Origin of the sequence: Streptosporangium canum, from assembly GCF_900113865.1 — a bacterium.
Taxonomy (GTDB): Bacteria; Actinomycetota; Actinomycetes; order Streptosporangiales; family Streptosporangiaceae; genus Streptosporangium; species Streptosporangium canum.
In genome coordinates, this window is the sequence record NZ_FOQY01000037.1 from 61,092 (window position 1) to 84,368 (window position 23,277).

The following is a 23,277-nucleotide window of genomic DNA, read 5'->3' on the forward strand; positions in this document are numbered from 1 at the left end:
ACACTCATGCCAACGGGAGGTCAGGATGTTCCTTTGGGGTACGGCTACCGCGTCCTACCAGATCGAGGGTGCCGTCGCCGAAGACGGCCGGGGCCCGTCGATCTGGGACACCTTCGCCCATGAGCCCGGCCGCGTCCGCGACGGGCACACCGGCGACGTGAGCTGCGACCATTACCACCGCTGGCCCGAGGACGTCGCCCTGATGGCCGGGCTCGGGGTGGATTCCTACCGCTTCTCCATCGCCTGGCCCCGCGTCCAGCCCGAGGGGCGGGGCCGGATCAACCAGGCCGGCCTGGACTTCTACGACCGGCTGACGGACGCGCTCCACGACAGGGGCATCGTCCCGGCGGCCACGCTGTTCCACTGGGACCTGCCGCAGGCCCTGGAGGACGAGGGCGGCTGGCTCAACCGCGACACCTCCTACCGGTTCGCCGAGTACGCCGCCGCCGTGGCCGACCGGCTCGCCGACCGGATCCCCATGTGGATCACCCTGAACGAGCCCTTCGTGCACATGGTCTTCGGCTACGCCATGGGCAACCACGCCCCCGGCAGGACCCTGTTCCTGGACGCGCTCCCGGTGGCCCACCACCAGCTGCTCGGGCACGGCCTGGCCGCGGCGGCCCTGCGCGAGCGGGGTGCGGAGAAGGTGCTGATCACCAACAACTGCACCCCCGTCTGGCCCGCCTCCGACGCCCCCGCCGACCTCGCCGCCGCCGACGCCTACGACACCCTGCACAACCGGCTGTTCAACGACCCCGTACTCCTCGGGCGATATCCGGATTTGTCGGCATACGGTGTGACCCTCGACTGCGTCCAGGACGGCGACCTCGACCTGATCGGCGCCCGCCTCGACGGCATCGGCATCAACTACTACAACCCCACCCGGATCGCGGCCCCCACCGCCGAAGGACTCCCCTTCACCGACGCCGGCGTCACCGGCCACCCCACCACCGCCTTCGGCTGGCCCGTCGTCCCCGACGGCCTGCGCGAACTCCTGACCGGCCTCAAGGCCCGGTACGGCGACGCCCTGCCGCCCGTCTACGTCACCGAGAACGGCTGCTCCCAGCCCGACGTGCCGGGCCCGGACGGGGTGGTCGACGACCAGGCCCGGATCGCCTACCTCGACGGTCACATCGAGGCCGTCGAGCGGGCGCGGGCCGAGGGCGTGGACGTCCGCGGCTACTACGTCTGGTCCCTGCTGGACAACTTCGAGTGGGCCGAGGGCTACCACCAGCGCTTCGGCCTGGTCCACGTCGACTTCGCCACCGGGGAGCGCACCCCGAAGGCCTCCTACCACTGGCTCGCGAAGCGGATCGCCGAGCACGCCGGGACCTGATAGGGCCGGGCCCCGGGCGGTGCCCGCCCGCCGGCCTCAGCCGTTGAAGGTGTCGGGGTCCGGGCCGGTGCGGGTGCCGGCGTCCAGCCGGGCGATCGCCTCCATGTCGCCGCCGGTGAGGGAGAAGTCGAAGACGTCGATGTTCTCCTTGATCCGCGCCGGGGTGACCGACTTGGGGATCACGACGTTTCCCAGCTGGACGTGCCAGCGCAGGACGGCCTGGGCCGGGGTCTTGCCGTGCCGTTCGGCGATCTCGACGATCACCGGGTCCTTGAGCACGGCCCCCTGGGCCAGCGGGCTCCACGCCTCGGTGACGATGCCGTGCCGGGCGTGGAAGTCGCGCAGCCCGGCCTGCTGCAGGGCCGGGTGGAGCTCGATCTGGTTGACCACCGGGACGATGCCGCCGGTGTCGATGAGGCGGGTCAGATGGGCGGGCTGGAAGTTGGACACGCCGATCGCGCGGACGCGGCCGTCGGCGAGGAGCTTCTCCATCGCCTTCCAGGTCTCGCCGTACAGATCCCTGGCCGGCGCGGGCCAGTGGATGAGATACAGGTCGAGATGGTCCAGCCCCAGCTTGGCGAGGCTCACGTCGAAGGCGGCGAGGGTCGAGTCGTAGCCCTGGTCGCTGTTCCACACCTTGGTGGTGACGAACAGCTCCTCGCGGGGCAGGCCGGAGTCGGCCAGCGCCCGGCCCACACCACGCTCGTTGCCGTAGATCGCGGCGGTGTCGATGCTCCGGTAACCGGCTTCGAGCGCGCCGGTCACCGCCCGGGCGGTCTCGTCCTCGGGCACCTGGAACACCCCGAAGCCGAGCTGCGGCATGGAGACCCCGTTGTTCAGGGTGATCATATGCGGTCCTCCAATGGATAGCGTCAGCAAATAAAAGTGTATGCAACAGTTGCAGACGCTAGTTACTTGACCGTACGGCTACGCCATACGACTACGGAGGATGCCCAGGCGGGGCCTGGGTTCACATGACATGGCACGCGTATCACCAATACGGGGAAATTTCATTACATGATCGGTGAAAATCGCGCCTTCGACCCGTGTAGCCCGATCGGCCCCATCATCGCCCCGGGGCCGGGTCCGTCGAATGTGCATCAGTTGTTGAGACTCATCACGCGGTCCACCGCGATCTCGACCACCACCCGGCCGGGCGGATCGGGCGGCGCCGACCAGTAGCGACCGGTGTAACGGCGCACCCCCTCGGCCACGCGCCGGGGATCGCCGGACACCGTGCGGGAAGAGCCCGGCGGCAGGCCGCTCACCGGCCGACTCCGAAAGACCGCTCCGGGCGACTCCGGAAGGCCGCTCCGGGTGGTTCACCGGAAGGCCGCGATGTTGCGCGCCGCCCATTCGGCGAAGGTGCGGGGCGGGCGGCCGAGGATCTGCTCGACGTGGGGGCTGACCCGCTGTTCGGCGGGCGTCGGCTCGCCCAGGATGGCGAGGGTGCCCTCGACCACCGGTTCGGGCATGAACTGCAGCATCTGCGCCCGGGCCTCCTCGCGGCTCTGCTCGACGAACCGCACCGGCGCTCCCAGCGCCTCGCCGATCGCCTGCGCCCGTCGGCGCGGGGTGATCGACGCCGGGCCGGTGAGCTCGTACGTACGGCCGGCATGACCGCCGTCGCGCAGGACCACGGCCGCGACCTCGGCGATATCGGCCGGGTCGATGAACGGCAGCCCGACGTCGCCGAACGGCGCGGCGGCCGTACGCCGCGAGCGCACCGTCTCCGCCCACGCGAACGCGTTGGAGTCGAAGCCTCCCGGCCGCAGGATCGTCCAGTCCAGACCTGACCGCTGGACGGCGTCCTCGAAGGCCAGGGGGTGGCGGTAGACCTCCGGGCGCGTCCCGGCGCCCTGGGAGGACAGCAGGACCACCCGTCCGACCCCGCCGGCGCCGGCGGCCTCCACGATGCCCCGCGGGTCCTCACCGGCGACCAGCAGGAACAGCGCGTCGGCCCCGTCGAGCACCGGCTTGAGGCTCTCGGGCTCTCCCAGGTCGGCCTGTCGATGCGATACGCCCTGCGGCACCTGCGAGGCGCCTCGGGAGACGGCGGTCACCCTTTCGCCGGCCGCCGCCAGCGCCTGCACCAGCGATCGCCCCACGTTCCCGGTCGCCCCTGTTACCACGATCATGACCTGCTCCGTTCGCTACCGAATGTCATCACTCGCACCGGGAGATCTTCGATCGCCCGAACAAGTTAGTTAGTTGACTGACTTAATGACGAGACTAGCCGACGACGGCTCGGCTGTCCACACGCTTTAAGTTGGATGACTGACTCGATGAACGTCGGTCATGCCGGCCCGGCCACGGCGAAGCCGGCGAGCGAGGACGGTCGGCCCCTGGGGCCCGGTCCTCACACAGGCACTGCGGTGGCCCCGACGATCCCGACGGTCCCGGCGGTCCGGGGCGGGTCACGCGGCGTGGACCCCCTGGAACGGGTGACCGGACGTCCCCGCGGACGTTCGCGCGATGATCCGGACGTCCTGCGTACGGTCGCACACCGGCCGGACGCCCCAGGAACACCTGCACCTGCTCCGCCACCTGGCGCCGCCACGGGGCGCCTTCCCCGACCACGCCGGCACGCCGCGCGAGGCGGGACTGATCGCCGCCACCCGGCTGGGCGCCGCGGTGACGCACACCCTTACCCCCCTCGGCACCGCCCTTCTCAACGGCGATCTCGAGCCGCAGCCGACCGGCTACCCGGTGGGGAATCGCCGCCCCCGTCTCCTCCGCGAGGCCTGATCTCCCGCGCGACAGCGCCGCCGGCTGACTCCCGGCAAGCCATCCGTCTTGCTGGGAGTCATTTTGCCGTTAGCAGGCACGGCCGGTGCGAGCATCGCCGGAGAGACAGGATCGATCATGAAAACTGGGGGAGAGATGCTCCGAAAACTGATCCCGATACTGGCCATGGTGGTGGCGGCCGGATCACCGGCCGCCACCACCGCGGCCTGGGCGGAGGGGGCGCCGGCCACCGCGGCGGTGCGGGCGGGCACCGCCTCCGCGCCGGCCGTACAGGCGGCTGGTTCCTGTAGTCCCGGATCGCCGTGCGCGGCGATCAACTGCGGGCCGGGCCGCGTCTGCGTGCCCTCCCCCAAGCAGTGCTTCACCACGCCGTGCCCGCAGTACGACTGCGTGCCCGTGTCGTCGGTGCCCGGCTCGGGCCCGTGGCGCCCGCCGTACCCCGGTGGCTACCCGGGCCAGTGGCGGCCCCCTTACCCGGGCTCGTACCCGGGCCAGTGGCGGCCTCCGTACCCGGGCTCGTACCCGGGTTACCCGGGGTACCCGGGCCAGTGGCGCCCGCCGTACCCGGTCGGATACCCGGGCCAGTGGCGGCCCCCGGTGCCGCAGCCGCATCCGGTGCCGCAGCCGTATCCGGTGCCGCGTCCGCCCTACCAGCACCCCTGACGGACGGCGGGCCCCGCGGGCAGCACTCCAGTCAGCGGTTCCCGGCCTTCGACGACGGCAGGCGCTGCGCGGGGTGAGGCAGAGCAGGCCGAAAACCGAATCGCCGATCCCGGAAGCCCAGGCCATCACACCGATGACCTGGGCTTCCGCCTGACGGTCTCCTCCCGCTCCCCCGGCCGTTCACCGTCCGCCACCCGTAGATGCCGTTCACCGCGCGCCACCCGTAGATGCCGTTCACCGCGCGCCACCGGTAGATCATCAAGTGAGAGCGCGCGACGTTCCCCGGGAGCCACCCGCCATTCGGATCACCCCGCCGGTCAAGGCGGCGCTCACCGGGCTGACGTGGTGGCCGGTACCCACGGCAACGCCAGCCGTTCCACCAGCACCAGGGCGGAGTAGAGAACGATGCTCATCATCCCGACCAGGATGATCGCCGCCCATGCGGTGGCGCTGTCGGCGACCCCGCTGTACTGCACGATCTGGTAGCCCAGGCCCCCCTCACCGGCCTGGAACTCGCCGATCACCGCGCCGATCGCGGCCAGCGGCATGGCGACTTTCAGGCCGACGAAGATCTGCGGCAGCGCGGCCGGCAGCCGTATCTTGCGGAACGTCTGCCAGCGCGACGCGTCCAGGGACCTGGCCAGCTCGGCGAGATCGGCGGGGGTCGTGGTCAACCCGGTCGCCGTGGAGAGCACGATCGGGAAGAAACTGAGCAGGAACACCATGGTCAGGATCGGCCGCTGCCCCCAGCCGAGGGAGACGACCAGCAGGGGCCCGAGTGCGATCTTCGGTACCGCGTTGACCGCCACCAGCAGTGGCGAGAACATCCGCTCGATCGCCCGCGAGCCGGCCAGCGCGATCCCGATCGCGATCCCCGCGACCGAGGAGAGCAGAAAGCCGATCACGGTCTCCAGCGTGGTCGCGCCCAACCCGCCGAGCAACTCCGCCGACCTCGCGTCGAACGCGGTCAGCACCTCCTGCGGCGGCGGCAGTACCGCCGGATGGACAAGGTGGAACACCGAGGTGACGAGCCACCAGCCGGTGATCGTCACCACCAGCCCGAGAGCCGGCCACACCACCGTGGCCGCCGCCCCGCCACCGAGACGGCGGTCCCGGGGCACGTCGGCGCGTACCGGGGGGCGGACCTCGCTCACCTCGGCCATGTCACGGTTCCCACCCTCCTCATCCGGCCTCATCCGGTCCGGTCTGTCCACCTCGACGGAACGAGGGGGCCGCCCGCCGGTGGGACCGGCGGACGGACCCGTCGATGACGGAACGGTCAGGACGTCGGCGTCAGGTCGGAGGCGATGAGCTGATCCGGGGTCAGGCCGGCCGGGATCGCGCCGGCGTCGTGCAGGATCGCGATGCTGCGGGCGACCCGGTCCATGTCGATCGTGCCGGCCGCGGCGCCCGAACCCGCCGGACGGACGAACGCGGCCATCAGCTCGGCCTCGGCGGCGGCCGGCCCGGCCGCCGCGGCGGAGACGTTCTTCCGCAGGATCTCGCCCGACTCCTTGGGGTTGTCGACGCTGTGGACGAGTCCCTTGATCAGCGCCGCGGTGAAGCGCTTGACCGTCTCCGGATGCTCCTTGGCGATCTTCGTCGAGGTGATCAGCACGTTGCCGTAGAGGTCGCTCATCACGTCGCTGTACGGCAGCACTACCGCCTTCTTGCCCTTGGCGACCGATTCCACGGTCGGCTTCCCCACCACGAACTGGCCGATGCCGGCCACCGACCCGCCCGCCAGCAGGCCGATCAGGTTCGCCGGCTGGCCGTTGACCCACTTGACCTTCGTCGCGTCGACGCCGGCCAGCTTCGCGTACGTGGGGAACAGGTTGCGCACCACCGAGCTGGGGCTGTCGGCGAGCGTCTTGCCCTCCAGGTCCTTCGGGGTGGTGATCTGGTTGCCCTCAAGACTGATGATCGCGGCCATGGTGTTCTGCTGGACGGCGGCCACCGTCACGACGCCCTTGGCTCCGCCGTTGCCCCGGGCCAGCAGGAGACCGGTGAGATCGACCGGGGTGAACATCGCCGCACCCGCCTCGACCTTCGTGATGTTGTCGCCGGTGCCGCCGCCGGGCTTGATGTCCACCTCGAACCCGGCGTCGGCGAAGAACCCCTTTTCCTTCGCGACCCATGCGTACGCATCACGGCCAAAGTTCCCAAACGACGTCAGATAGGTAACTTTTTCCAAGGGCTTGGCGGAGGAATTATTAGGTTTATCCGAATTATCCGAACTTCCACAGCCGGCCGCGGCGGCAACCATGGCGGCCAGAGTCACGACGGCGACCGTACGGGTGAGCCTTCTCATGAACACCGTTTCCTTTTCGACCGGCGGTTCTCGACCAACCGGGGGGAATTCGAACGGGACGGCCCAGGGCCGGGACCATGGGTGCGGAAACCTTGCGGACAGCGTACGAGGAAACCGCCATGAGTGCGCCGGCCGTTCACGGTGCGAAACGGCAACGGGCCGGGATTCCCTGTCAGGGGATGCCTTTCACCTGGCATTCCCGATAATCTTGGCGAAATGTGGAACCACCCGCTGGACGGGGAGCCTGCCCGATGATCCGACTAGCTGGTGTCTCCCGTACTTTCACTGGGCGCTCCGGCGCGGTGGAGGCGCTGCGCGGCATCGACCTGGACGTGACAGAGGGGGAGTTCGTCGCGATCGTCGGCCGATCGGGATGCGGGAAATCCACTCTCCTGAGACTTGTCGCCGGTCTGTTACCCGCCACCGAAGGCGAGATCACCGTCGCGGGCAAGCGGGTCACCAAGGCCCGCCGCGACATCGCGATGCTGTTCCAGCGCCCCGCGCTGCTGCCCTGGCGGTCGGTGCTCGACAACGTGCTGCTGCCGGCGGAGATCTTCGGCTGGCGGCGGGCCGCGCATCGCGACCGCGCCCAGGAGCTGCTGGACATGGTCGGGCTGGGCGGCTTCGAGAAGCGCCTGCCGCACGAGCTCTCCGGTGGCATGCAGCAGCGGGTCTCGCTCTGCCGATCGCTGATCGGCGATCCCCGGGTGATGCTGATGGACGAGCCGTTCTCCGCACTCGACGCACTCACCCGCGAAGAGCTGTCAGTGGAATTGCAGCGCCTGCACATGGAGAGCTCGGCCACCATCCTCTTCGTCACCCACTCCATCGACGAGGCGGTGCTGCTGGCCGACCGGGTGGTGGTGCTCAGCCCACGGCCGGGCCGGATCCGCAAGGTGGTCGACATCGGCATCCCGCGACCACGCAGCCTGGGCCGTAACGCGCACCTGGAACAGGTCGCCCGGTGCAGCGCGGACCTGCACGAACTGCTGATGGAGCGCGACACTCCGGTGGCCGCCGGGGAAGGAGGACGATGAGCGTGCGCGTGTGTGTCTTCACCGAGCCCCATCGCGGCGCCACCTACGACGACCAACTGCGGATGGCCCGGCTGGCCGAGGACAGCGGGTTCGAGGGCTTCCTCCGCGCGGACCACTACCAGTCGATGGAGCCCGACGGCGGTCAGCCCGGCCCGACGGATGCCTGGGTGACGCTGGCGGGCATCGCCCGGGAGACCTCCCGGATCCGGCTCGGCACACTGGTCACCTCGGCGACCTTCCGGCTGCCCGGGCCGCTGGCGCTGATCGTCGCACAGGTGGACCAGATGAGCGGCGGCCGGGTCGAGCTGGGCATCGGCGCGGGTTGGTACGGGCGGGAGCACACCTCGTACGGCATCCCGTTCCCCGGGCTCGGCGAACGCTTCAACCGCCTGGAGGAGCAGCTTGCCATCGTGAGCGGGCTCTGGGCGACCCCGGCCGGAGGCCGGTTCAGCCACCGCGGCGACCACTACCGGCTGGTCGACGCACCCGCCCTGCCCAAGCCGGTGCAGGTGCCCGGCCCGCCGATCATCGTCGGTGGCCGCGGGCCGAAGCGCACCCCCGAGCTGGCCGCCCGCTACGCGGACGAGTTCAACATGCCGTTCAAGAGCGTGGCGGAGACCGCCGAAGCGTACGAGCGTGTCGTCGAGGACAGTGAGCGGACAGGCCGGGCCGGCACCGGCCGCGCCCCGCTGGTGCTCTCGGCTGGCGTCGTCGTCGCGATCGGACGTGACGACGCCGAAGCCCGGCACCGGGCCGATCCGTTGCACGTGCCGAGCGCGCTGCCTCCGGAGGACCCGGTGATCGGTTCGCCCGCACAGCTCGTCGAGCGGATCGGCGAATTCGCCGCGATCGGCGCCACCCGGATACACCTGCGCCTGATCGACATGGCGGACCTCGATCACCTGGAGCTGATCGCCGCCGAAGTACTGCCGTACCTGGAGGGGGAGCGATGAGCGCGGCTGAGATCGACCCGGCGGACCCGGAACTCGGTCCGGTCGGCCAGGAGATCGTCTACGAGAACGACCGGGTCCGGGTCTGGCACATCCGGCTGGAGCCCGGCGAGCGCCAGCCGCTGCATCGGCACGACCACCCGTACCTCGTCGTCGCGGTACAGGGCGCGAAGAACGTCGTTCAGACTGTGGACGGCACCCGGATCGACGCCGAGGAACCGAGCGGCGGCGTCGTCTTCCGGGAGCCGGGCGCGACCCACATGCTGACCAATGTCGGGGACACCACCTATCTGGCCCGGCTCGTGGAGCTGAAGCAACCGCCGGCGCGCTGACGCTCCGGCCGGGCCCGGCCACCATGTCGCGCCACAGGTTCGGAGATCTTCGACGGGCCCTGCGGCGATCCGCGACGGGCCTTGCGGTGAGCTTCGGCGGGCCTTGCGGCGATGGGATACCCACCTTGGCGATAGTTGCGCGTCGCCCGCCGCCCCGTATCGTCCCCACCAGTGATCCCGGCCGTGTGGGGAAGGATCGGCGTGACCGACGATGCGGTGCGACGCGTTTTCCAGTCAGTCGACTCCTTCGACCCCGGCGAGTTCGTGCGGTTGCTGGCCGAGGACGCCACGCTGGCGTTCGGCAATGCCGAGCCGATGGCGGGACGTGAGGCCATCGCCGCCGGGCTGCGGGCGTTCTTCTCCACCATCGGCGGCCTGCGGCACCGGATCGTCAGGAACTGGCAGGTGGACGCCGACATCATCGCCGAGACCGAGGTGACCTATCGGCGGCTCGACGGCAGGGACGCCAGCGTCGTAGCCGTGTCGATCTGGCGCACCCGCGACGACGGCCTGATCACCGACTACCGCATATTCGTCGACCTCGCCCCCGTCTACCTGGCCCAGGGCTCCGGCGAGACCGCATCCACGGGCGCGGCTCAGAACATCGAGATGTGAGCCGTCATGATGACCGACCTTCGGTGACCTCCTGGAAGGCGTTGTGAGCCGGGCTTTCGGCTTTCAGTGATTGTCATCGTTTCGCGCTGCTTCTCATGCCCATGTGCCCCGAGCGTGCCCTGCCCTTCATGCCAGTTCACATGAGAACTGGCATGATCCGTATCCCGATATGGCAGGAACGGAAGGGCATTCTGCATGAGTGGAAGCGCACCGGAGTTGAATGCTGAGCTGATCGTGGACAGCGCCGTGCCCCTGCATCCGGTGATCTCCCCGGACGGTCGCTGGGTCGCCTACGCGGTCACCACGACCGGAAGGCGGGAAGAGCACCCGACCAGCGCACTCTGGGTCACCGCCGCTGACGGGAGCTCACCCCCCAGGAAGCTGACCGCGGGGACGGCGAACGACTCCGTCCCGCGATGGGCGCCGGACTCGACGTCGCTCTTCTTCGGGTCGGATCGGATGGAGCGGGGCGTCCGCCAGCTACACCGGATATCGCTCGACGGCGGGGAGCCCGAGACCCTGACCGCTTGGAAGGGCGGGATCTCCGATCATCTCCCGCTCGGCGACGCCCACATGGTCGCTGTGGTCGCCGAGGACGAACCGACCGAGGAGGACGAGCACAGGAAGATCGAGCGCGACGACGCGATGGTGTGGGGAGAGCGGGTGCCCTACAGCCGGTTACGGCTGCTCGACCTTGACACTCTCCAGCTCCGGGTGGTGGACGGACTCGGCGACAGGCATGTCGTCGAGGTGGTCCAGCGACCGGACGGCGGCCCTTTGGCGGTCATCAGCTGGGCCTGCCCGGAGATCGATCCCGGCACTTCCACTGCCGAGTTGCACGTGGTCGATCCCGGGACCGGTGCGGTTCACGATCTCGGCCGGATCGAATTCGAGGCGTCCTCGCCGACCTGGTGGAGCCTTCACGACACCTGGCGTGTGGCCTACCTGGCGGTGACCCCGCCCGGCCCGGTCGGCGGCTTGGCCGTCTTCGACGTCACCGTACCCGCGGCCGATACCGCGGGCGAGCATCGCAACCTGACCGCGGGCATGGCCGTCTGCCCGACCGAGTTGGTGCAGGTCGCGGACGGCCCGCCGCTGGCGCTGTTCGCCGACGGGCTCGACACCGCGATCTACCGGCTCGATCCCGGCCTGCAGCGCTTCGGGCGTGTGTCCACGCGGGACGGCCTTGTCGATTCGCTCACGGTGAGCCGCTCGGGTGAGGTGGTCGCCGCGCTGGCGAGCACGGCCTACGAGCCGATGGACGTTCACGCCGGCCCTCCCGGCGGTCGGCTGGTCCGGCTCAGCGACACCAGGCCGGAGCTGCGCCAGATCAGGTGGGGAACCCAGGAACGACTCTCCTACAAGGCATCCGACGGACTCGACCTTGACGGGCTCTTGATCCTGCCTGTCGGCAAGCGCCGACAGGACGGCCCGTTCCCGCTCATCACCCTGGTGCACGGCGGTCCCGATGATCGATACGCCGACGAGTTCAATCTCGGCTCTTACCCCTCGGGGCAGTGGCTCGCGACCGCGGGATACGCGGTCTTCCTGCCCAACCCGCGAGGCGGTACGGGACATGGCCACGAGTTCGCGGCGGCGGTCGCGGGCCAGGTCGGCATGGACGAATGGACCGACATCATCAGCGGGATCGACCTGCTGATCGCTGACGGGGTCGCGGATCCGAATCGGCTCGGAATCGGCGGAGGGAGCCATGGCGGATTCATGGCCGCGTGGGCGATCGGGCAGACCGACCGGTTCAAGGCCGCACTGATGGGCGCCGGGATCAGCGACTGGGGAATGCAACAGGCGACCGGTGAACTGGGAACCTATGACTCCGGGCTCAGCGGCAGTCGCGGCTGGGAGGGGCCCGGCCCGCACCACCACGACCGGCTCAGCCCGATCTCGTTCGCCTCGAAGATCCGCACCCCGGTTTTGATCCTGCACGGGGAGAACGACACGAATGTGCCGCTCGGCCAGGCGACGTTCTTCCATCGCGCGCTGCGTCACTTCGGCGTCGAGCACGCGTTCGTCGTCTACCCGCGAGAGGGACACGCGATCAGGGAGCGCAACCACCAGATCGATCGACTCCGGCGTACTCGCGAGTGGTTCGACCGATGGCTCGGTGACCCGGCATCGGATCAGAACCGGATCTGACCCAGCCGTGCCGCCGTCGACTCAGACGAGGTGTCCGTCCTGCAGGGGGAAGCTCAAAGCTCGGGTCTCGTCCGAGACCCCTCCGACAGCCTCACCGATGATGGAAAGCTGCCATATGACTGCGTCGCGGCGCATCGAGTCAGCAGCCCATACCTCAGGTGAGACGCCTTCGAGGTATGAAGCGATCTTCCTGGCGGCTTCCACGATGTCCACCAGATACAGGCCCTCACGCTGCATACAGCACCCGGGCGTCGGTAAGAACCTGGTCGCGGATGACCCAGTGGAGACCTTCCTTGGAGACCACATCGACCTTACGGCCCAGCAGACCTTCCAATTCCTCCTGGAACTGGAAGAACTCAAGCCCGATGTTGCTGTCAGGCTTCAGAACATAGAGGAGGTCAACATCACTGTCGTCTCCGTCCTCGCCACGAGCAACCGAGCCGAAAACAGCCAACTCGGCAATCTCGTATCTCTCGCACAGCTTGACCAACTGCGCGTGGACGGTCGTGAAGTCAACACTCATGGCCCCCCTGATTCCCAGGGTTTCACCTCAACCGCGATGCCAGGAGATGTGATGCCGTCAAAAAAGGCATGATTCCCGAAGATCAGAGGTCTCTGAAGCCGTCTGGTGCAAAGAGGAGAATGTGCTGACCTCCGGGGTCGGCACCGCCTTCGCGGACCCGGTCGGCCCGGCCGTTCCGGAGAGCGCCCCGACCGCCGCGACCAGCGTTTCACCGAGTTCCTCGCGCCACGGACATGCATGACCGTATCCATTCGCCGCAGCGTCTCCTCGGGTGAGGACGAGACCACCGTCCGCCACCTGTCGCGCTCGCCTCATTAACCATCACAAACCTGGGAGAATCGCTAGTCTGCGGCAATGTCATTCGATTATCGCTCTATTGGCGCGATAGCGCTGGTGGCGACCGCCGCGCTCACCACAGCCGCCCCCTCGGCCGCGCAGGCACACGAAGCACCCACGACCACGGCAGATCGCGTCTTACGGGTCTACAACAACAACATCGAGAATCTGGTCAGGAACAACGCCGACGGCTCGTGCACCCGGATCTCGGGTCCGGACCACCTCACGTCGATGCTGGTCGACGACAACGGCAAAACGGGCACCTCAGGCGTGCAGGCACCCGACCTCCTGATCGTGCAACAGGTACGTGGCACCGGACAGGCCACGGCGTACGCCGATCAGCTCTCGGCCAAGTTCGGCTATCCAGCAGGCACCTACAAGGCGATCGTGGCCTGGGACGACCCCGAGGTGTGGGGCGGCACGCACAAATGCAGCCAGCAATCACTCGGCGACCTGAAGAAGAAGCAGACCAACGGGATCCTCTACAACACCAGAACGCTGAGCCTCACGGCGGGCGACATCTCGAAGTACTGGAGCGCGGGCTGGCTGAAGCCCGGAACGTCCTACCGCGATGGGGCCGGATGCACGCTGTACAAGCCGCCGAGCAACGACGCGAGCAGCGCCGACGAACACAAGTGGAAGCGCACGAGCGCCATCGCCGCGAAGTTCACCATCAAGGCGACGGGAACGCCGGTGTTCGCCGCGACCATGCACCTCCCGGAACAGAACGGGGCGAACGCCTGCGCGGGTGCGGGCTCCGCGGGCATCGCGAAATCCGGCATCCATATCGGTGCGGACGCCACGAGCCTGCTGAACGCGTCAACGATCCGCGTGATCGGGATCGACGCCAATCGCACGGGCATCGCCCCGGCAACGCTCGGCGGCTTCGGCATGACCGGTTACGGAACGGAGGCGACCTCCGGCTCCAGGAAGATCGACTACCTGTTCGTCAAGGGCGCCGTGCAACCGTCGAGCATCGGCCACACGGTAGGCAGCACGAAGTCGAACCATCTCGCGCTGTACGGATTCGTCACGTTCTGAATGGGTGAACCCGTAGGTCCTCTTGAAGGTGCCCGCCGCCCCGTGCTCGGGCAAGGCGGCGATTGGACACGTACGTGCGCACCCCGTACCGAGTTCGAAGCCGAACGGCACGACACGGCAGGTCCGCACCGCGCGTGCTTTTGCCCTGGCGATTCGCATACTGTCGGGTGCGATTCTCCTTCCGCGGTAGGGCATGGTCGGGTGGGCTGTCACGGTCGTCGGCGCGTCTGTTCCTGCGAAGCCAGGTCCTGCTTCGGCGTTTCCGGACGTTCGATACGGGTGGGGTTGCCGCGTACGAGCTCATCGTGGACGCGCCAGCGGGCGGTGGTGACGGCACGCCCTGCCGTCTCGTCGCCCTCCTCGATGCGCTGTCGCAGCAGCCGCATGGCGATGCGCCGGTTGAGGCTGAACTGCCGCTCGGTGTCGACCACGACGACGATCCCCGAGGGCCGGTGGGTCGCCCGTACCGCCGTGCTGGCCTTGTTTCGATGTTGACCGCCGGGGCCGCCGGTGCGGCAGGCGACGATGTCGACGTCCGCCTCCGCGAACGTCGTGCGCGGGGTGTCGACCTGGCACGGTCGGGCGATGACGTACCAGTTCTTCCGGCCTGTGCCGGCCCGGTATGGGCTGGGGGCCTGCCAGCACAGGGTTCCGGTCCACGAGGCGGCGAACGCCTCGGCGCCGGTTCCCGATATCCGGATCAGGACCGATCGGTAGGTGTCGGGCCGGTCACCGGGAACGGTCTCGGCCCGACGGGTCTCCAGATTTTGCCGGGTGGCGTCGGATTCCAGGCGGCGCAGCAGCAGGGCCAGCGCCCAGGCGCACTCCTGCGGGCCACGCCCGGCCGACAGGAGCAGGTGGACGCTCACTGCCGGCCTCGCTTGCGGCGCTGGTCCCGCTGGGGTGCGGATCCGAGATCGGGTGTCTTGTAGGTGACCAGAGGGACCGTGGTGGCCACGGGCGTGGCCAGGTCATGGTCGACGAGGTCGGTGATCACCTGCTCGATGCGCTTGTAGGCCGTCGGCGCCTCCTCGAAGAGCAGCTGACGGTCTCCGCACACCACCAGCGAGCCCACCGGCGTGCGGCGCAGTTCCTCGACCGTGTGCTTGGCCCGGCCCCGGCGCAGGGCGTCCGCACGCGACATCTTGCGGCCCGCGCCGTGCGCGACGGAATGGTTGGCGTCCGGCCCGGCGTGGGCGGCCACGAGATAGGAGGGGGTGCCTCGCGTACCGGCGATGAGCACGTCGCGGCCGTCACCCGGCGCCGCCCCCTTGCGGTGCAGGTAGACCCCGTCGCGCACCTCGACCAGGTTGTGGCACTGGTCGACGAGCGGCTCGGCGGGCTCGGCCCCCAGAGCATGGGCGACCCGGGCGGCCATCAACCGCCGGTTGAGCGATCCCCAGCGTACGGCGTCGTCATGCATCGCCAGGTAGGCGCCGGGATCAGGGGCGGGGCCCGCGCCGTGGAGCGCGGTATGCGCCCGCAGGATCCGTTCGCCCAGCCCCCGGGAGCCGCTGTGGACGATAAGAACCAGGTCGCCGCCGGCGAGTCCGAGACGGCTCGCGTGGCCCGGCTCGAAGACGGTCCCGATCCGCGCCAGCTCGACGAAATGATTGCCCCTGCCGACCGTCCCGAGGCCCTCGACGTGACCAGCGGGGATATCGCCCTTCACAACGGCCCAGGCCGGGTCGTCGGCGTCCCGCTCGGGATCCAGCGCGCGATCGAGGTCGGGGAAGCGGGCGGCGAGCTTCTCGGGTACGGCGCGCTTGAGCTTCATGGGGAACACGGCGATGCCGCAACCGATGTCGGAGCCCACCAGGAACGGGTACAGCACGGTCGATGCCATGGCGGCGCCGATGGGGGCGCCCTTGCCGGGGTGCAGGTCCGGCATGGCGGCGACGTGCGTCATGCCGTCGAGGGCGGCAACCTGGTGGCACTGCGCGAGGGCGTCGGACTCGATCCAACTCGTGGGGGAGGCGAACACGGTGACGGTGGCCGAACTCACGGCCGTGGTGGACGGCAGCGGGGACTCCTGCCGAAAGTGTTGCTGAGACAAAAAGGTTCTCTTCCCTTAAAGGGGTATGGGCTGACAGCGTTGCGGGGCGCGTCAGCGCCGTGGCATCTCGGAGTGGCGGGGTGCTGTCCGTCAGAGCGTCATGGACACCACGTTCCCTGAGCCCACCACGTGAGGCAAGCGGTTTTGTCAACGGCCACGTGCGTGTGGGGCCGGCCCGCTTTTCCATGACCGCGGACACCCCGCAGGGCGACGCCGAAGGGCCACAGCCTGCATCACCTGCGCAGCACCACTTCCAGAGGTCTCCTACGGCGCCCCCTTTCCGCACTCGGGGCGCACGAGAAAATTCTCATCCGGCGGAGCCTGTGGCTCTGTCCTACTTCGGCTGATGTTTGACAGTGCAGTCCCAGGACATGCTTGACAGGTCCGTCTAGTGGATCTTGTCCTGGCTCATATCGTTACGGACGGGTCCGCTCCGCGCGCTTGGACGCCGGGCCGTTCCTTCCCGGCGTCCTCGGAGACGGCTTCGCGACGTGCCTGCCTGCCCGCGCCGGTCGGGCCGGCGATCGCGGGATCCTCAGCTCCAGGTCGCGTTTTTGAGGATCGTGGACAGGCCCGGCGTGTTCCACTGGTCGATGATCAGGATCTTCGACTGGGGGCGCCTCACCTTCGAGCCGCGGTCGCCTTCTCCCGGCTTCAGAACATCGAGATCTGATCCGTCATGGTTGCTGACCTGCGGTGATCGCCTGAAAGGCGTTCTGATCTGGGCTTTTGGCGTTTACTGCTTCTCATCGTTTCGTAGTGCTTCTCGTGCCCATGTGCCCTGGGTGTGCCCTGCTCTCGTAGATCCGGGTGGTCCTGGACGAGCGCAGCAGCTGACCCGCCTTAGCCGGCAGAACTCCCACTGCCTGGGACTACGGAACGCCTCCGAGATACCTTCCGTTTCCGTGATCGCTATCCGGTGATGGCTCCGCAACACCGTCACCAGACGTCGCGACCAGCCGATCCGCCAGTTCTGGACGCTCATAACCTCGGAAGACCCTGTTCAACTGGTGAATCAGGAGTCGGCGATGTTCCGGTCCCAGTTCCGCCAGGAAGAGCTCGATGAGCTCGGCCACGGACGTCTCCCCCACTCCTGGCGCGCTCGGCTGCGTGCCGTGGCCGCTGGAGACCAGGTTGATGGCCTTCTCAAACTCGTCCCCGTGTTTCACCAGCTCCATCAGCTTTTTCGGATCCGATTGGAGCCACCACAGCCGTGCGATGGAGCCATCCCGCAACATCGTGTCCCGCAGGGCCGTCAGCCGGGTGACCTCGGCCTGCTGCGCCATTCGATGCCGTTCGGTTTCCAGATCTCTCGCCATCTGCTGACGGGCGAACTCGACCACCTCGGCCTCGACGCCGAGCACCGCACGTGCTCGGCGGAAGTATGGATGGGTCTCGACACGGCCCAGCGCCAGGTTGACCGCGCTCTCCGCCTCCTCCCGGTGGAGCACCGAGAACGGCGTGGCCGCCTGACTGGCGGCCACGATAAGTCTGTCACACACCGAGGTTTCGATATCGACGGGCAGTTCCGTTCCCCAGGGCAGGAGCCATGTGAGCGTGATTCGCGCCCGGAATTCCCGGTTCTCCCGCTCGCTGCGCAGCACCTGCGCGAGCTCTGTATGGTGCGGGACGGAGTCACCCCGATGCCTGCGAGCCAGAAGCGTTTCCAGCCAGTCTAGGAATCCCACTCGGTCGTCTCCTCGACGTCGTAGGCGCCCAGCAGTGAGATACCGGAGGTGAGACTGTCCGCTTCACCGATCCGTCGCATCAGCTCGATACAGAGGCTCTCGCGGTCGACACCGTCCTCCGGGGCGGTGCGTGCCCAGTGCCAGATAAGGGGCGCGAGCACACCGACGTCCATGCTGGATCTACACGCCTTGGCCAGAACTCGGCAGATGACCTCGCTGTCGGCGTCGCCTCGGACGACCTCTTCCAACCAGACGACCGCCGCTTTCTTGGCCGTATCGGCGCTCTCGGGGTCACGGAGGGCCGCCCGCCATCCGTCGGCGAGGGTGTCGATGAGCGTCTCCTCTCGCGGCGAGTGCGGCATCAGCACCAGGCGCCCTTCAGGCGAGCGCAGGGCCGCCAACCCCACGAAAGCACGCAGGCCGGTGCGCCGGGCACGTCCTGCGGTCTCGACCCACTTCACGACCTCCATCACCGTTGGAACGCGCAGTCGCGGGCGGGTGACAAGCCGGGCTAGTGCGTCGAGAACCGAGGCTTCGACCCGCTCGGAGTCACGGCCGGCCAGATGCTTCAGGCGGGTGAACGCGATCCGGTCGAACCCGTCGGCCAGCGGACCTCCGCAGACCGCCGCCACCACTAGATGAAGTGACTCCTGGTTCCCGTTCCGCGCCCACACGTACATCCTGCTGCGCACCGCGCGGCCGAGTTCGTCACTCATCGCCGCGACCGTCAGAATCCTGACCGCTCGCTCCGGATCCTGTCCGGACCACTGCTGGACCGTCTCCACCACCAGATCCGGCAGGCTGTGCCGCATCGCCAGGCGCAGAAGGATGGCGGCGGGCTGATCATCGCGCAGTTCCCTGAGCCAGTCGGTCAGATGATCCTTGAAGAAGGGTCGGTCCTCCCACACGTGATCCAGTACGGCCACGCCGTATCTGGGACGGGTGAACTCCACCTGCCCGTTCACGTACCTCGCGTCGACGTCCTGCAGATGAGCGTTGACGCCCGGACCGATCAAGCCTCGGCCCGAAGGGTACGGAATGCCGACGGTCGCGCACAGCATGTCGGCCGCGTCGAAGACCTTCGCCACGGGCGAACCTTCCATCGCGGCGACCGACAGCAGGAGGGCACGCCGGTATCCCTGCTCCGGTGCTTGGGTGGTCTCGAACCAGCTTCTGAGCTCCTTCTCCCAGTTGTGGTAGGCGGCGAGGACCTCCTGTATCCCTTCCTGCGGCGTCCGATGTCCTGATTCGTGCACGTGCTCGGTGAGCCTCACCGCGTCCTGCGAAGAGGCGCCGGACAGGATGCCGCCGATCCGGTCGTCGGCCGCCCATGCCTGGCACTCCTCTCGTGAACGCCACCGGGCCAGGTGCGCCAGGAACACTTCACGCGGGTCGCTCGCCCTCAACTTGACGGTCTCGGGTTGGACGGCGAGGTCGAGCGTCCCCAGCTCGTGCTCCGTGGCGAGCACGACCAGACAGGAGCCGACCTCACGCAAGCGCACGATGTAACCCGCCAGTTCTCTTCCCAGGGCGGGGAGCACTTCCGGGGCGCTCTCCTGCAGATTCAGCAGGTAGGTTCTGCGCTTCTTGCAGTGCAGCGAGGCACGGACGTCGTCCTCATCGATGACCAGCCACTCGGGGGACAATTCGAGACCGGCTGCCACATTCACCGCGGTGATGCGCCGACCGTTCCCCGGGTGGGCGCACAAGACGACGGCTCCTGTATCGCGAGCCGCCACGACGGCCCGTGAGAGAGTGTCGCCGCGCGGCACGTATACCGCCCGCATTCTGGCGACCTCTTCCTGGCCCAGCCGCCGTGGGGCGATCAGCCTGCCCAGGTTGAAAGTGAAGTCGCCGTAGAAGGTGCCGTCGACGATAGCCGTTTCCACTCGCTCGTAGAACTCAGCACTTGGACGCACTCTCACGTCTCCCGGAAGTTGAAGTCGCCGTGGAACGTTCCGCCGGTGAACGCCTGTCCGACCCGCTCGCGGAAGACCGTCGAAGCACCTGTGACAGCCTGCCCGTCCGTTCTACCGTCCCATTTGCCCGTCGTACGGTCGTCCGTCCCCGGCGCCCCATCGGGGAAGGTCAGGCGGGGCACGTAGATCCAGGCGTGCTGCTTGAAGTTCTTCTCCGGCACCTCAGCGGCGACGCGGCGGAACTGACTCGCGTGAACGGCGGTATATCCACCCTCGACCACATCCTGGAAGACCCGCTCGGAGATGATCGCTCCGACGAGGGTGACATCGGGCTCCGCGTGGGCCATCACCTCGCGCAGTTGGTCGGAATTGAGCAGCCTGAAGGCGTCGTTGGTGGTCTTCCCCTTGCGGTCACGCAGCGGGTCGTCCTGGTCATAGACGGGTCCCACATGGATGCCGGCCCTCAACCTCATGGTCAGGGCTCTGTCGCGGGCGCGAAGCGAGGGTGAGAGCTCCCATAGCGTGGCCTGCAGACTGTCCAGGAAGGGGTGGATCAGAAACGGCAGGTATCGCGGTGCGATGCCGAAGACATACCCGTCACCCGGCAACTCGGGGAAGCGCTTCTCCTGCCAGATGCGATCTTGACCACATCGCGCGAACGCCTGCTCCAGGACATCGGGGATCATCGCACTCAGTTCAGGAAGATACCTATCTCGATTGTCGGTGAACCTGACGACGTCCACCGCCAGTAGCCCACGGTAGGGCGGCAGCGGATGACTGCCCGCATCGGGAATCACTGTGGTGCCTCCTGTCATGGCAGATCCTGATGACTGGCTACACGATGGCATTCAACTTTCCGAGCGACTGTCCAGAATTGGACGTTCATCCCAGGCCGTTGCCCGAAGCGCAGCCAAATCCTGGATGACCATGCGCCGGCGCGCGGTGGCGACGATTTCCGCCCGCCGCAACGCAGCCAGTTCGGCGGCCACCGCCGACCTTGAGAGCCCCGTCGCTGCTGCCAGATCGCTCTGGGAGAGCGGTACCTCCAGTCCCGTTGCCAACCGCAGCAGAGTTCGCGCTACAAGCGCGACGGCGGGCAACCCCGCCAGGTCCGCCCGGACGTCCTCCCCTTCTCTCAGACGGCGGATCGCGCGGCGGATCAGCATCCCGTGCAGATCGAACTGACGGACGATTCTGTGGAAACGCTCGGCCGGCACCGCGTAGGCCAAGCACATGGTCAGCGCGGACACAGTCGCCGACCGCTCTCCGCCATCCAAGACGGCCAGCTCTCCCAGCAGGTCATCCGCCCCTCGTACGGCCAGCAGGAGCTCACTGCCGTCCGGCTCCAGGCGGATCACCTTGACCTGACCAAAAGTCAGCACTAGCACGTGACTGCCCTGTGCGCCCTGCCGCAGGAGCACGTCCCCGGCTTCGTACCGGCACGGCGTACCACTCTCGATCAGAGAATGCCAGACGGGCTGGGAGAAGGGCCGCATGATCCATGCGTACGTCGAGTACACCGTTTTGGCAACCACACGAGCGTGTCAAAGGGCTAGTTGGATCACCGCCGAGCCGACCGTCGACCCGATAGAGATCAGAAGCAGCCAGAAACCCCACCGGATGAGCAGGTACTTCCTGGTGACGATCACGCTGACCGCTCGGATCTGCTCGGCCAGCCCGGTCAGATCATCGTTATCGTGGTTGCGCAGCGCATTGGCGATTTCTACCGTGGAGCCGTACCGCCCGATGTCACCGAAGTAGGCGATACCGAGCGCGCGCTTTGTGATACGCGGGTATACCGCGCTCGCCAGGCAGACCAAGGCCGCGAGCGCGCACACTGCCCCCACCCACCACAGCCATTGCAAACCCGCGTGCAACTTCAGCGGCGACCAGTTTCCCGCGAGCAGGCCACCGGCAACCGCGCCGATGCCTAGCCCCGCGACACCGAGAAGTACTTGCGCCTTCGTGTCTGCTCGATTGAGTTCTTCACGGGCTTCGGCGAACAGTTGGACACCATGAATACGCGCCTGCGCATCATGGTCCTGCGACGGCGGTACGGACACGACCGCCCTGGTCATCCACCGGAACACCTGTGCCCCCTGGGTGAGTGAACCTTGAGTCATCCGGCTGTGGAGATGGCGAAGGATATCGAAGACCGATTCATGACGAACGCTCTCAATACCCTTTGGGCGGCACTCTACGTGACGATCAACGGCTGGTGCTGAATACGGCTATTGCCGTTCTCGGACGCGCTACTCCTGCTCACCCATTGTGGTCGCTGAGCCGCGTACACCACCTCCGCAGACGCAACCGCGGTGTTCGGCAGTGTTGCTGTACTTCCGTGCTGTACAGCAGTCAGCCTTACCTGCGGCGACGCCCGTGTCGGAGGACAAGCTTCCCGTCGGCCGCGGTCCGCACCGTCGTGGAGCGGGCGACCTGTTCCGGATTTTGGTCTATGACCCGCTATCGAGCGAGCATCTTGGACGTGTGGCCGAATCCTTATCAGTCCGATCCTGGCCTGTTCGTTGACGGTATGTTCTGGTCGTGGGTTGGGATAGCGAGGGTGTGCTGGCGGGCCGGTACCGGAGACTGGGGCGGATCGGGCAGGGTGGGATGGGCGTGGTGTGGCGCGCTTATGACACCGACCTGGAACGCGAGGTGGCCATCAAGGAACTGCGAGTGCCCGAGCAGGTCACCGAGCAGGAACGGCGCGTGTGGTACGCGCGGATGCAGCGGGAGGCCCGAGCCGCCGCCCGGCTGAGGCACCCGGGAATCGTCACCGTCTACGACCGGGTGATGGGCGAGGATGGCCGCCCGTGGATCGTGATGGAGCTGATCCACGGGCAGTCTCTGGAGCACCTGCTGACCGAGCAGGAAGCCCTACCCGAGCAGCAGATCGCCGCAATCGGGTTGGCGATGTTGGAGGCGCTGTCGGCCGCACACTCGCACCGTATCGTGCACCGCGATGTCAAACCGGCCAACGTGCTGCTGGAGGGCGATCGGATCGTCCTCACCGACTTCGGCATCGCCGCGGTGGAGGGCGATGCCACCCTAACCCGCCCGGGCACGGTGCTGGGCACGCCCGCCTACATGTCCCCCGAACAGATAGCCGGCCAGACCGTCACTCCCGCCTCGGACCTGTGGTCACTGGCCGCGACCCTGTACGCGGCGGTGGAAGGCCGCCCACCCTTCACCGCACTCACACACGGGGCACTGTTCATCGCCATCGCCACCCAGGACCCCGCACCACCCAAATGCGGCGGGCCGCTCGCGCAAGTCCTGAATGGCCTGCTGCGCAAAGATCCCGCCAACCGGCTATCCGTCACGCAGATCCGCGACCTGCTCACCACCGTGACCGGCCCCGGCACCAAGCCCGACACTCAGTCCTGCCGATCTGTTGACCAACAATCCGCGACCCGCACCGACACCCTCAGCTACACCGACGACCTGACCCTCCCAGACGACAAGGGGCGGTCCCAGCCAGCGCGTGCCGCCGAAGAGTTGCCCGTGGAGCAGGAGGCGGTCGCCATCTACCGGCGGCTGGCCGAGGCCGACCCCGACCGCTACC

Annotated in this window: 24 protein-coding genes; 10 read left to right on the forward strand and 14 right to left on the reverse strand. The window is 68.0% G+C overall.

Going from position 1 to position 23,277, the window contains the following annotated elements:
- Positions 1-25 precede the first annotated feature (25 nt).
- The gene (locus BM085_RS35740) at positions 26-1,336 is read left to right on the forward strand and encodes a GH1 family beta-glucosidase (RefSeq protein WP_093891213.1); all 1,311 of its coding nucleotides are present in this window, start codon (positions 26-28) and stop codon (positions 1,334-1,336) included.
- Between the two features lie 36 nt (positions 1,337-1,372).
- Here the strand turns inward: BM085_RS35740 and BM085_RS35745 are convergent, their stop codons facing one another.
- From BM085_RS35745 to BM085_RS35755, 3 genes are all read right to left on the reverse strand, one after another.
- Entirely contained in the window at positions 1,373-2,185 is an 813-nt protein-coding gene (locus BM085_RS35745) for an aldo/keto reductase (protein WP_093891214.1), read from the reverse strand.
- A gap of 251 nt (positions 2,186-2,436) precedes the next feature.
- Positions 2,437-2,604 (reverse strand): pyridoxamine 5'-phosphate oxidase family protein, encoded by a 168-nt coding sequence (locus tag BM085_RS35750; RefSeq protein ID WP_245789897.1) that lies wholly within the window; start codon positions 2,602-2,604, stop codon positions 2,437-2,439.
- Between the two features lie 54 nt (positions 2,605-2,658).
- Positions 2,659-3,474: an NAD(P)H-binding protein gene (locus BM085_RS35755; protein WP_093891215.1), complete on the reverse strand. Its 816-nt coding sequence runs from the start codon at positions 3,472-3,474 to the stop codon at positions 2,659-2,661.
- Between the two features lie 337 nt (positions 3,475-3,811).
- Here BM085_RS35755 and BM085_RS45505 point away from each other — a divergent pair, with 337 nt between their 5' ends.
- Together BM085_RS45505 and BM085_RS35765 are read left to right on the forward strand one after the other, a co-directional pair.
- On the forward strand, positions 3,812-4,084 hold the full coding sequence (locus BM085_RS45505) for a hypothetical protein (RefSeq protein WP_093891216.1): 273 nt from the start codon (positions 3,812-3,814) through the stop codon (positions 4,082-4,084).
- A 117-nt stretch (positions 4,085-4,201) separates the two neighbouring features.
- Positions 4,202-4,747: a hypothetical protein gene (locus BM085_RS35765; RefSeq protein WP_143121205.1), complete on the forward strand. Its 546-nt coding sequence runs from the start codon at positions 4,202-4,204 to the stop codon at positions 4,745-4,747.
- A 329-nt stretch (positions 4,748-5,076) separates the two neighbouring features.
- Here the strand turns inward: BM085_RS35765 and BM085_RS35770 are convergent, their stop codons facing one another.
- Both BM085_RS35770 and BM085_RS35775 read right to left on the reverse strand, forming a co-directional pair.
- Positions 5,077-5,910 (reverse strand): ABC transporter permease, encoded by an 834-nt coding sequence (locus tag BM085_RS35770; RefSeq protein ID WP_093891218.1) that lies wholly within the window; start codon positions 5,908-5,910, stop codon positions 5,077-5,079.
- A gap of 116 nt (positions 5,911-6,026) precedes the next feature.
- Positions 6,027-7,058 carry an ABC transporter substrate-binding protein gene (locus BM085_RS35775; RefSeq protein ID WP_093891234.1) on the reverse strand — a complete coding sequence of 344 codons (1,032 nt, stop codon included), beginning with the start codon at positions 7,056-7,058 and terminating at the stop codon, positions 6,027-6,029.
- A 251-nt stretch (positions 7,059-7,309) separates the two neighbouring features.
- On the opposite strand from BM085_RS35775, the gene BM085_RS35780 reads away from it, so the two are divergent.
- From BM085_RS35780 to BM085_RS35800, 5 genes are all read left to right on the forward strand, one after another.
- On the forward strand, positions 7,310-8,095 hold the full coding sequence (locus BM085_RS35780) for an ABC transporter ATP-binding protein (RefSeq protein WP_093891219.1): 786 nt from the start codon (positions 7,310-7,312) through the stop codon (positions 8,093-8,095).
- Positions 8,096-8,097: 2 nt separating this feature from the next.
- Positions 8,098-9,048 (forward strand): LLM class F420-dependent oxidoreductase, encoded by a 951-nt coding sequence (locus tag BM085_RS35785; RefSeq protein WP_093891235.1) that lies wholly within the window; start codon positions 8,098-8,100, stop codon positions 9,046-9,048.
- Positions 9,045-9,377 (forward strand): cupin domain-containing protein, encoded by a 333-nt coding sequence (locus tag BM085_RS35790; protein ID WP_093891220.1) that lies wholly within the window; start codon positions 9,045-9,047, stop codon positions 9,375-9,377. The genes BM085_RS35785 and BM085_RS35790 overlap by 4 nt, the downstream gene beginning before the upstream one ends.
- A gap of 201 nt (positions 9,378-9,578) precedes the next feature.
- Positions 9,579-9,992: a nuclear transport factor 2 family protein gene (locus tag BM085_RS35795; protein WP_177245441.1), complete on the forward strand. Its 414-nt coding sequence runs from the start codon at positions 9,579-9,581 to the stop codon at positions 9,990-9,992.
- 195 nt (positions 9,993-10,187) lie between these two features.
- Positions 10,188-12,146 carry a S9 family peptidase gene (locus BM085_RS35800; protein ID WP_093891222.1) on the forward strand — a complete coding sequence of 653 codons (1,959 nt, stop codon included), beginning with the start codon at positions 10,188-10,190 and terminating at the stop codon, positions 12,144-12,146.
- 21 nt (positions 12,147-12,167) lie between these two features.
- On the opposite strand, the gene BM085_RS35805 is transcribed toward BM085_RS35800, so the two are convergent.
- Together BM085_RS35805 and BM085_RS35810 are read right to left on the reverse strand one after the other, a co-directional pair.
- A complete protein-coding gene (locus tag BM085_RS35805; protein WP_143121206.1) occupies positions 12,168-12,359 on the reverse strand; it encodes a HepT-like ribonuclease domain-containing protein in 192 nt (63 codons plus the stop codon).
- A 13-nt stretch (positions 12,360-12,372) separates the two neighbouring features.
- Positions 12,373-12,669, reverse strand: a complete 297-nt coding sequence (locus tag BM085_RS35810; RefSeq protein ID WP_093891224.1) for a nucleotidyltransferase family protein — start codon at positions 12,667-12,669, stop codon at positions 12,373-12,375.
- Positions 12,670-13,023: 354 nt separating this feature from the next.
- On the opposite strand from BM085_RS35810, the gene BM085_RS35815 reads away from it, so the two are divergent.
- Entirely contained in the window at positions 13,024-14,046 is a 1,023-nt protein-coding gene (locus tag BM085_RS35815; protein WP_093891225.1) for a hypothetical protein, read from the forward strand.
- A 209-nt stretch (positions 14,047-14,255) separates the two neighbouring features.
- On the opposite strand, the gene prfH is transcribed toward BM085_RS35815, so the two are convergent.
- The 7 genes from prfH to BM085_RS35850 form a co-directional block, all read right to left on the reverse strand.
- Complete coding sequence (prfH, locus tag BM085_RS35820; RefSeq protein WP_093891226.1) at positions 14,256-14,915, reverse strand: peptide chain release factor H; 660 nt, start codon at positions 14,913-14,915, stop codon at positions 14,256-14,258.
- Complete coding sequence (locus BM085_RS35825; protein WP_245789898.1) at positions 14,912-16,051, reverse strand: RNA ligase RtcB family protein; 1,140 nt, start codon at positions 16,049-16,051, stop codon at positions 14,912-14,914. Before BM085_RS35825 ends, prfH begins: the two co-directional genes overlap by 4 nt.
- 923 nt (positions 16,052-16,974) lie before the next feature.
- The gene (locus tag BM085_RS35830) at positions 16,975-17,790 is read right to left on the reverse strand and encodes a hypothetical protein (RefSeq protein ID WP_093891228.1); all 816 of its coding nucleotides are present in this window, start codon (positions 17,788-17,790) and stop codon (positions 16,975-16,977) included.
- Positions 17,778-19,679 carry a hypothetical protein gene (locus BM085_RS35835; RefSeq protein ID WP_093891229.1) on the reverse strand — a complete coding sequence of 634 codons (1,902 nt, stop codon included), beginning with the start codon at positions 19,677-19,679 and terminating at the stop codon, positions 17,778-17,780. The genes BM085_RS35830 and BM085_RS35835 overlap by 13 nt, the downstream gene beginning before the upstream one ends.
- A gap of 32 nt (positions 19,680-19,711) precedes the next feature.
- Complete coding sequence (locus tag BM085_RS35840) at positions 19,712-20,395, reverse strand: hypothetical protein (RefSeq protein WP_093891230.1); 684 nt, start codon at positions 20,393-20,395, stop codon at positions 19,712-19,714.
- A 162-nt stretch (positions 20,396-20,557) separates the two neighbouring features.
- Positions 20,558-21,244, reverse strand: a complete 687-nt coding sequence (locus BM085_RS35845; RefSeq protein ID WP_245789899.1) for a Crp/Fnr family transcriptional regulator — start codon at positions 21,242-21,244, stop codon at positions 20,558-20,560.
- Positions 21,245-21,253: 9 nt separating this feature from the next.
- Complete coding sequence (locus tag BM085_RS35850) at positions 21,254-21,787, reverse strand: Pycsar system effector family protein (RefSeq protein ID WP_143121208.1); 534 nt, start codon at positions 21,785-21,787, stop codon at positions 21,254-21,256.
- A gap of 535 nt (positions 21,788-22,322) precedes the next feature.
- Here BM085_RS35850 and BM085_RS35855 point away from each other — a divergent pair.
- Positions 22,323-23,277: serine/threonine-protein kinase (locus BM085_RS35855; protein WP_143121209.1), on the forward strand; the 955-nt coding region annotated here is incomplete at its 3' end.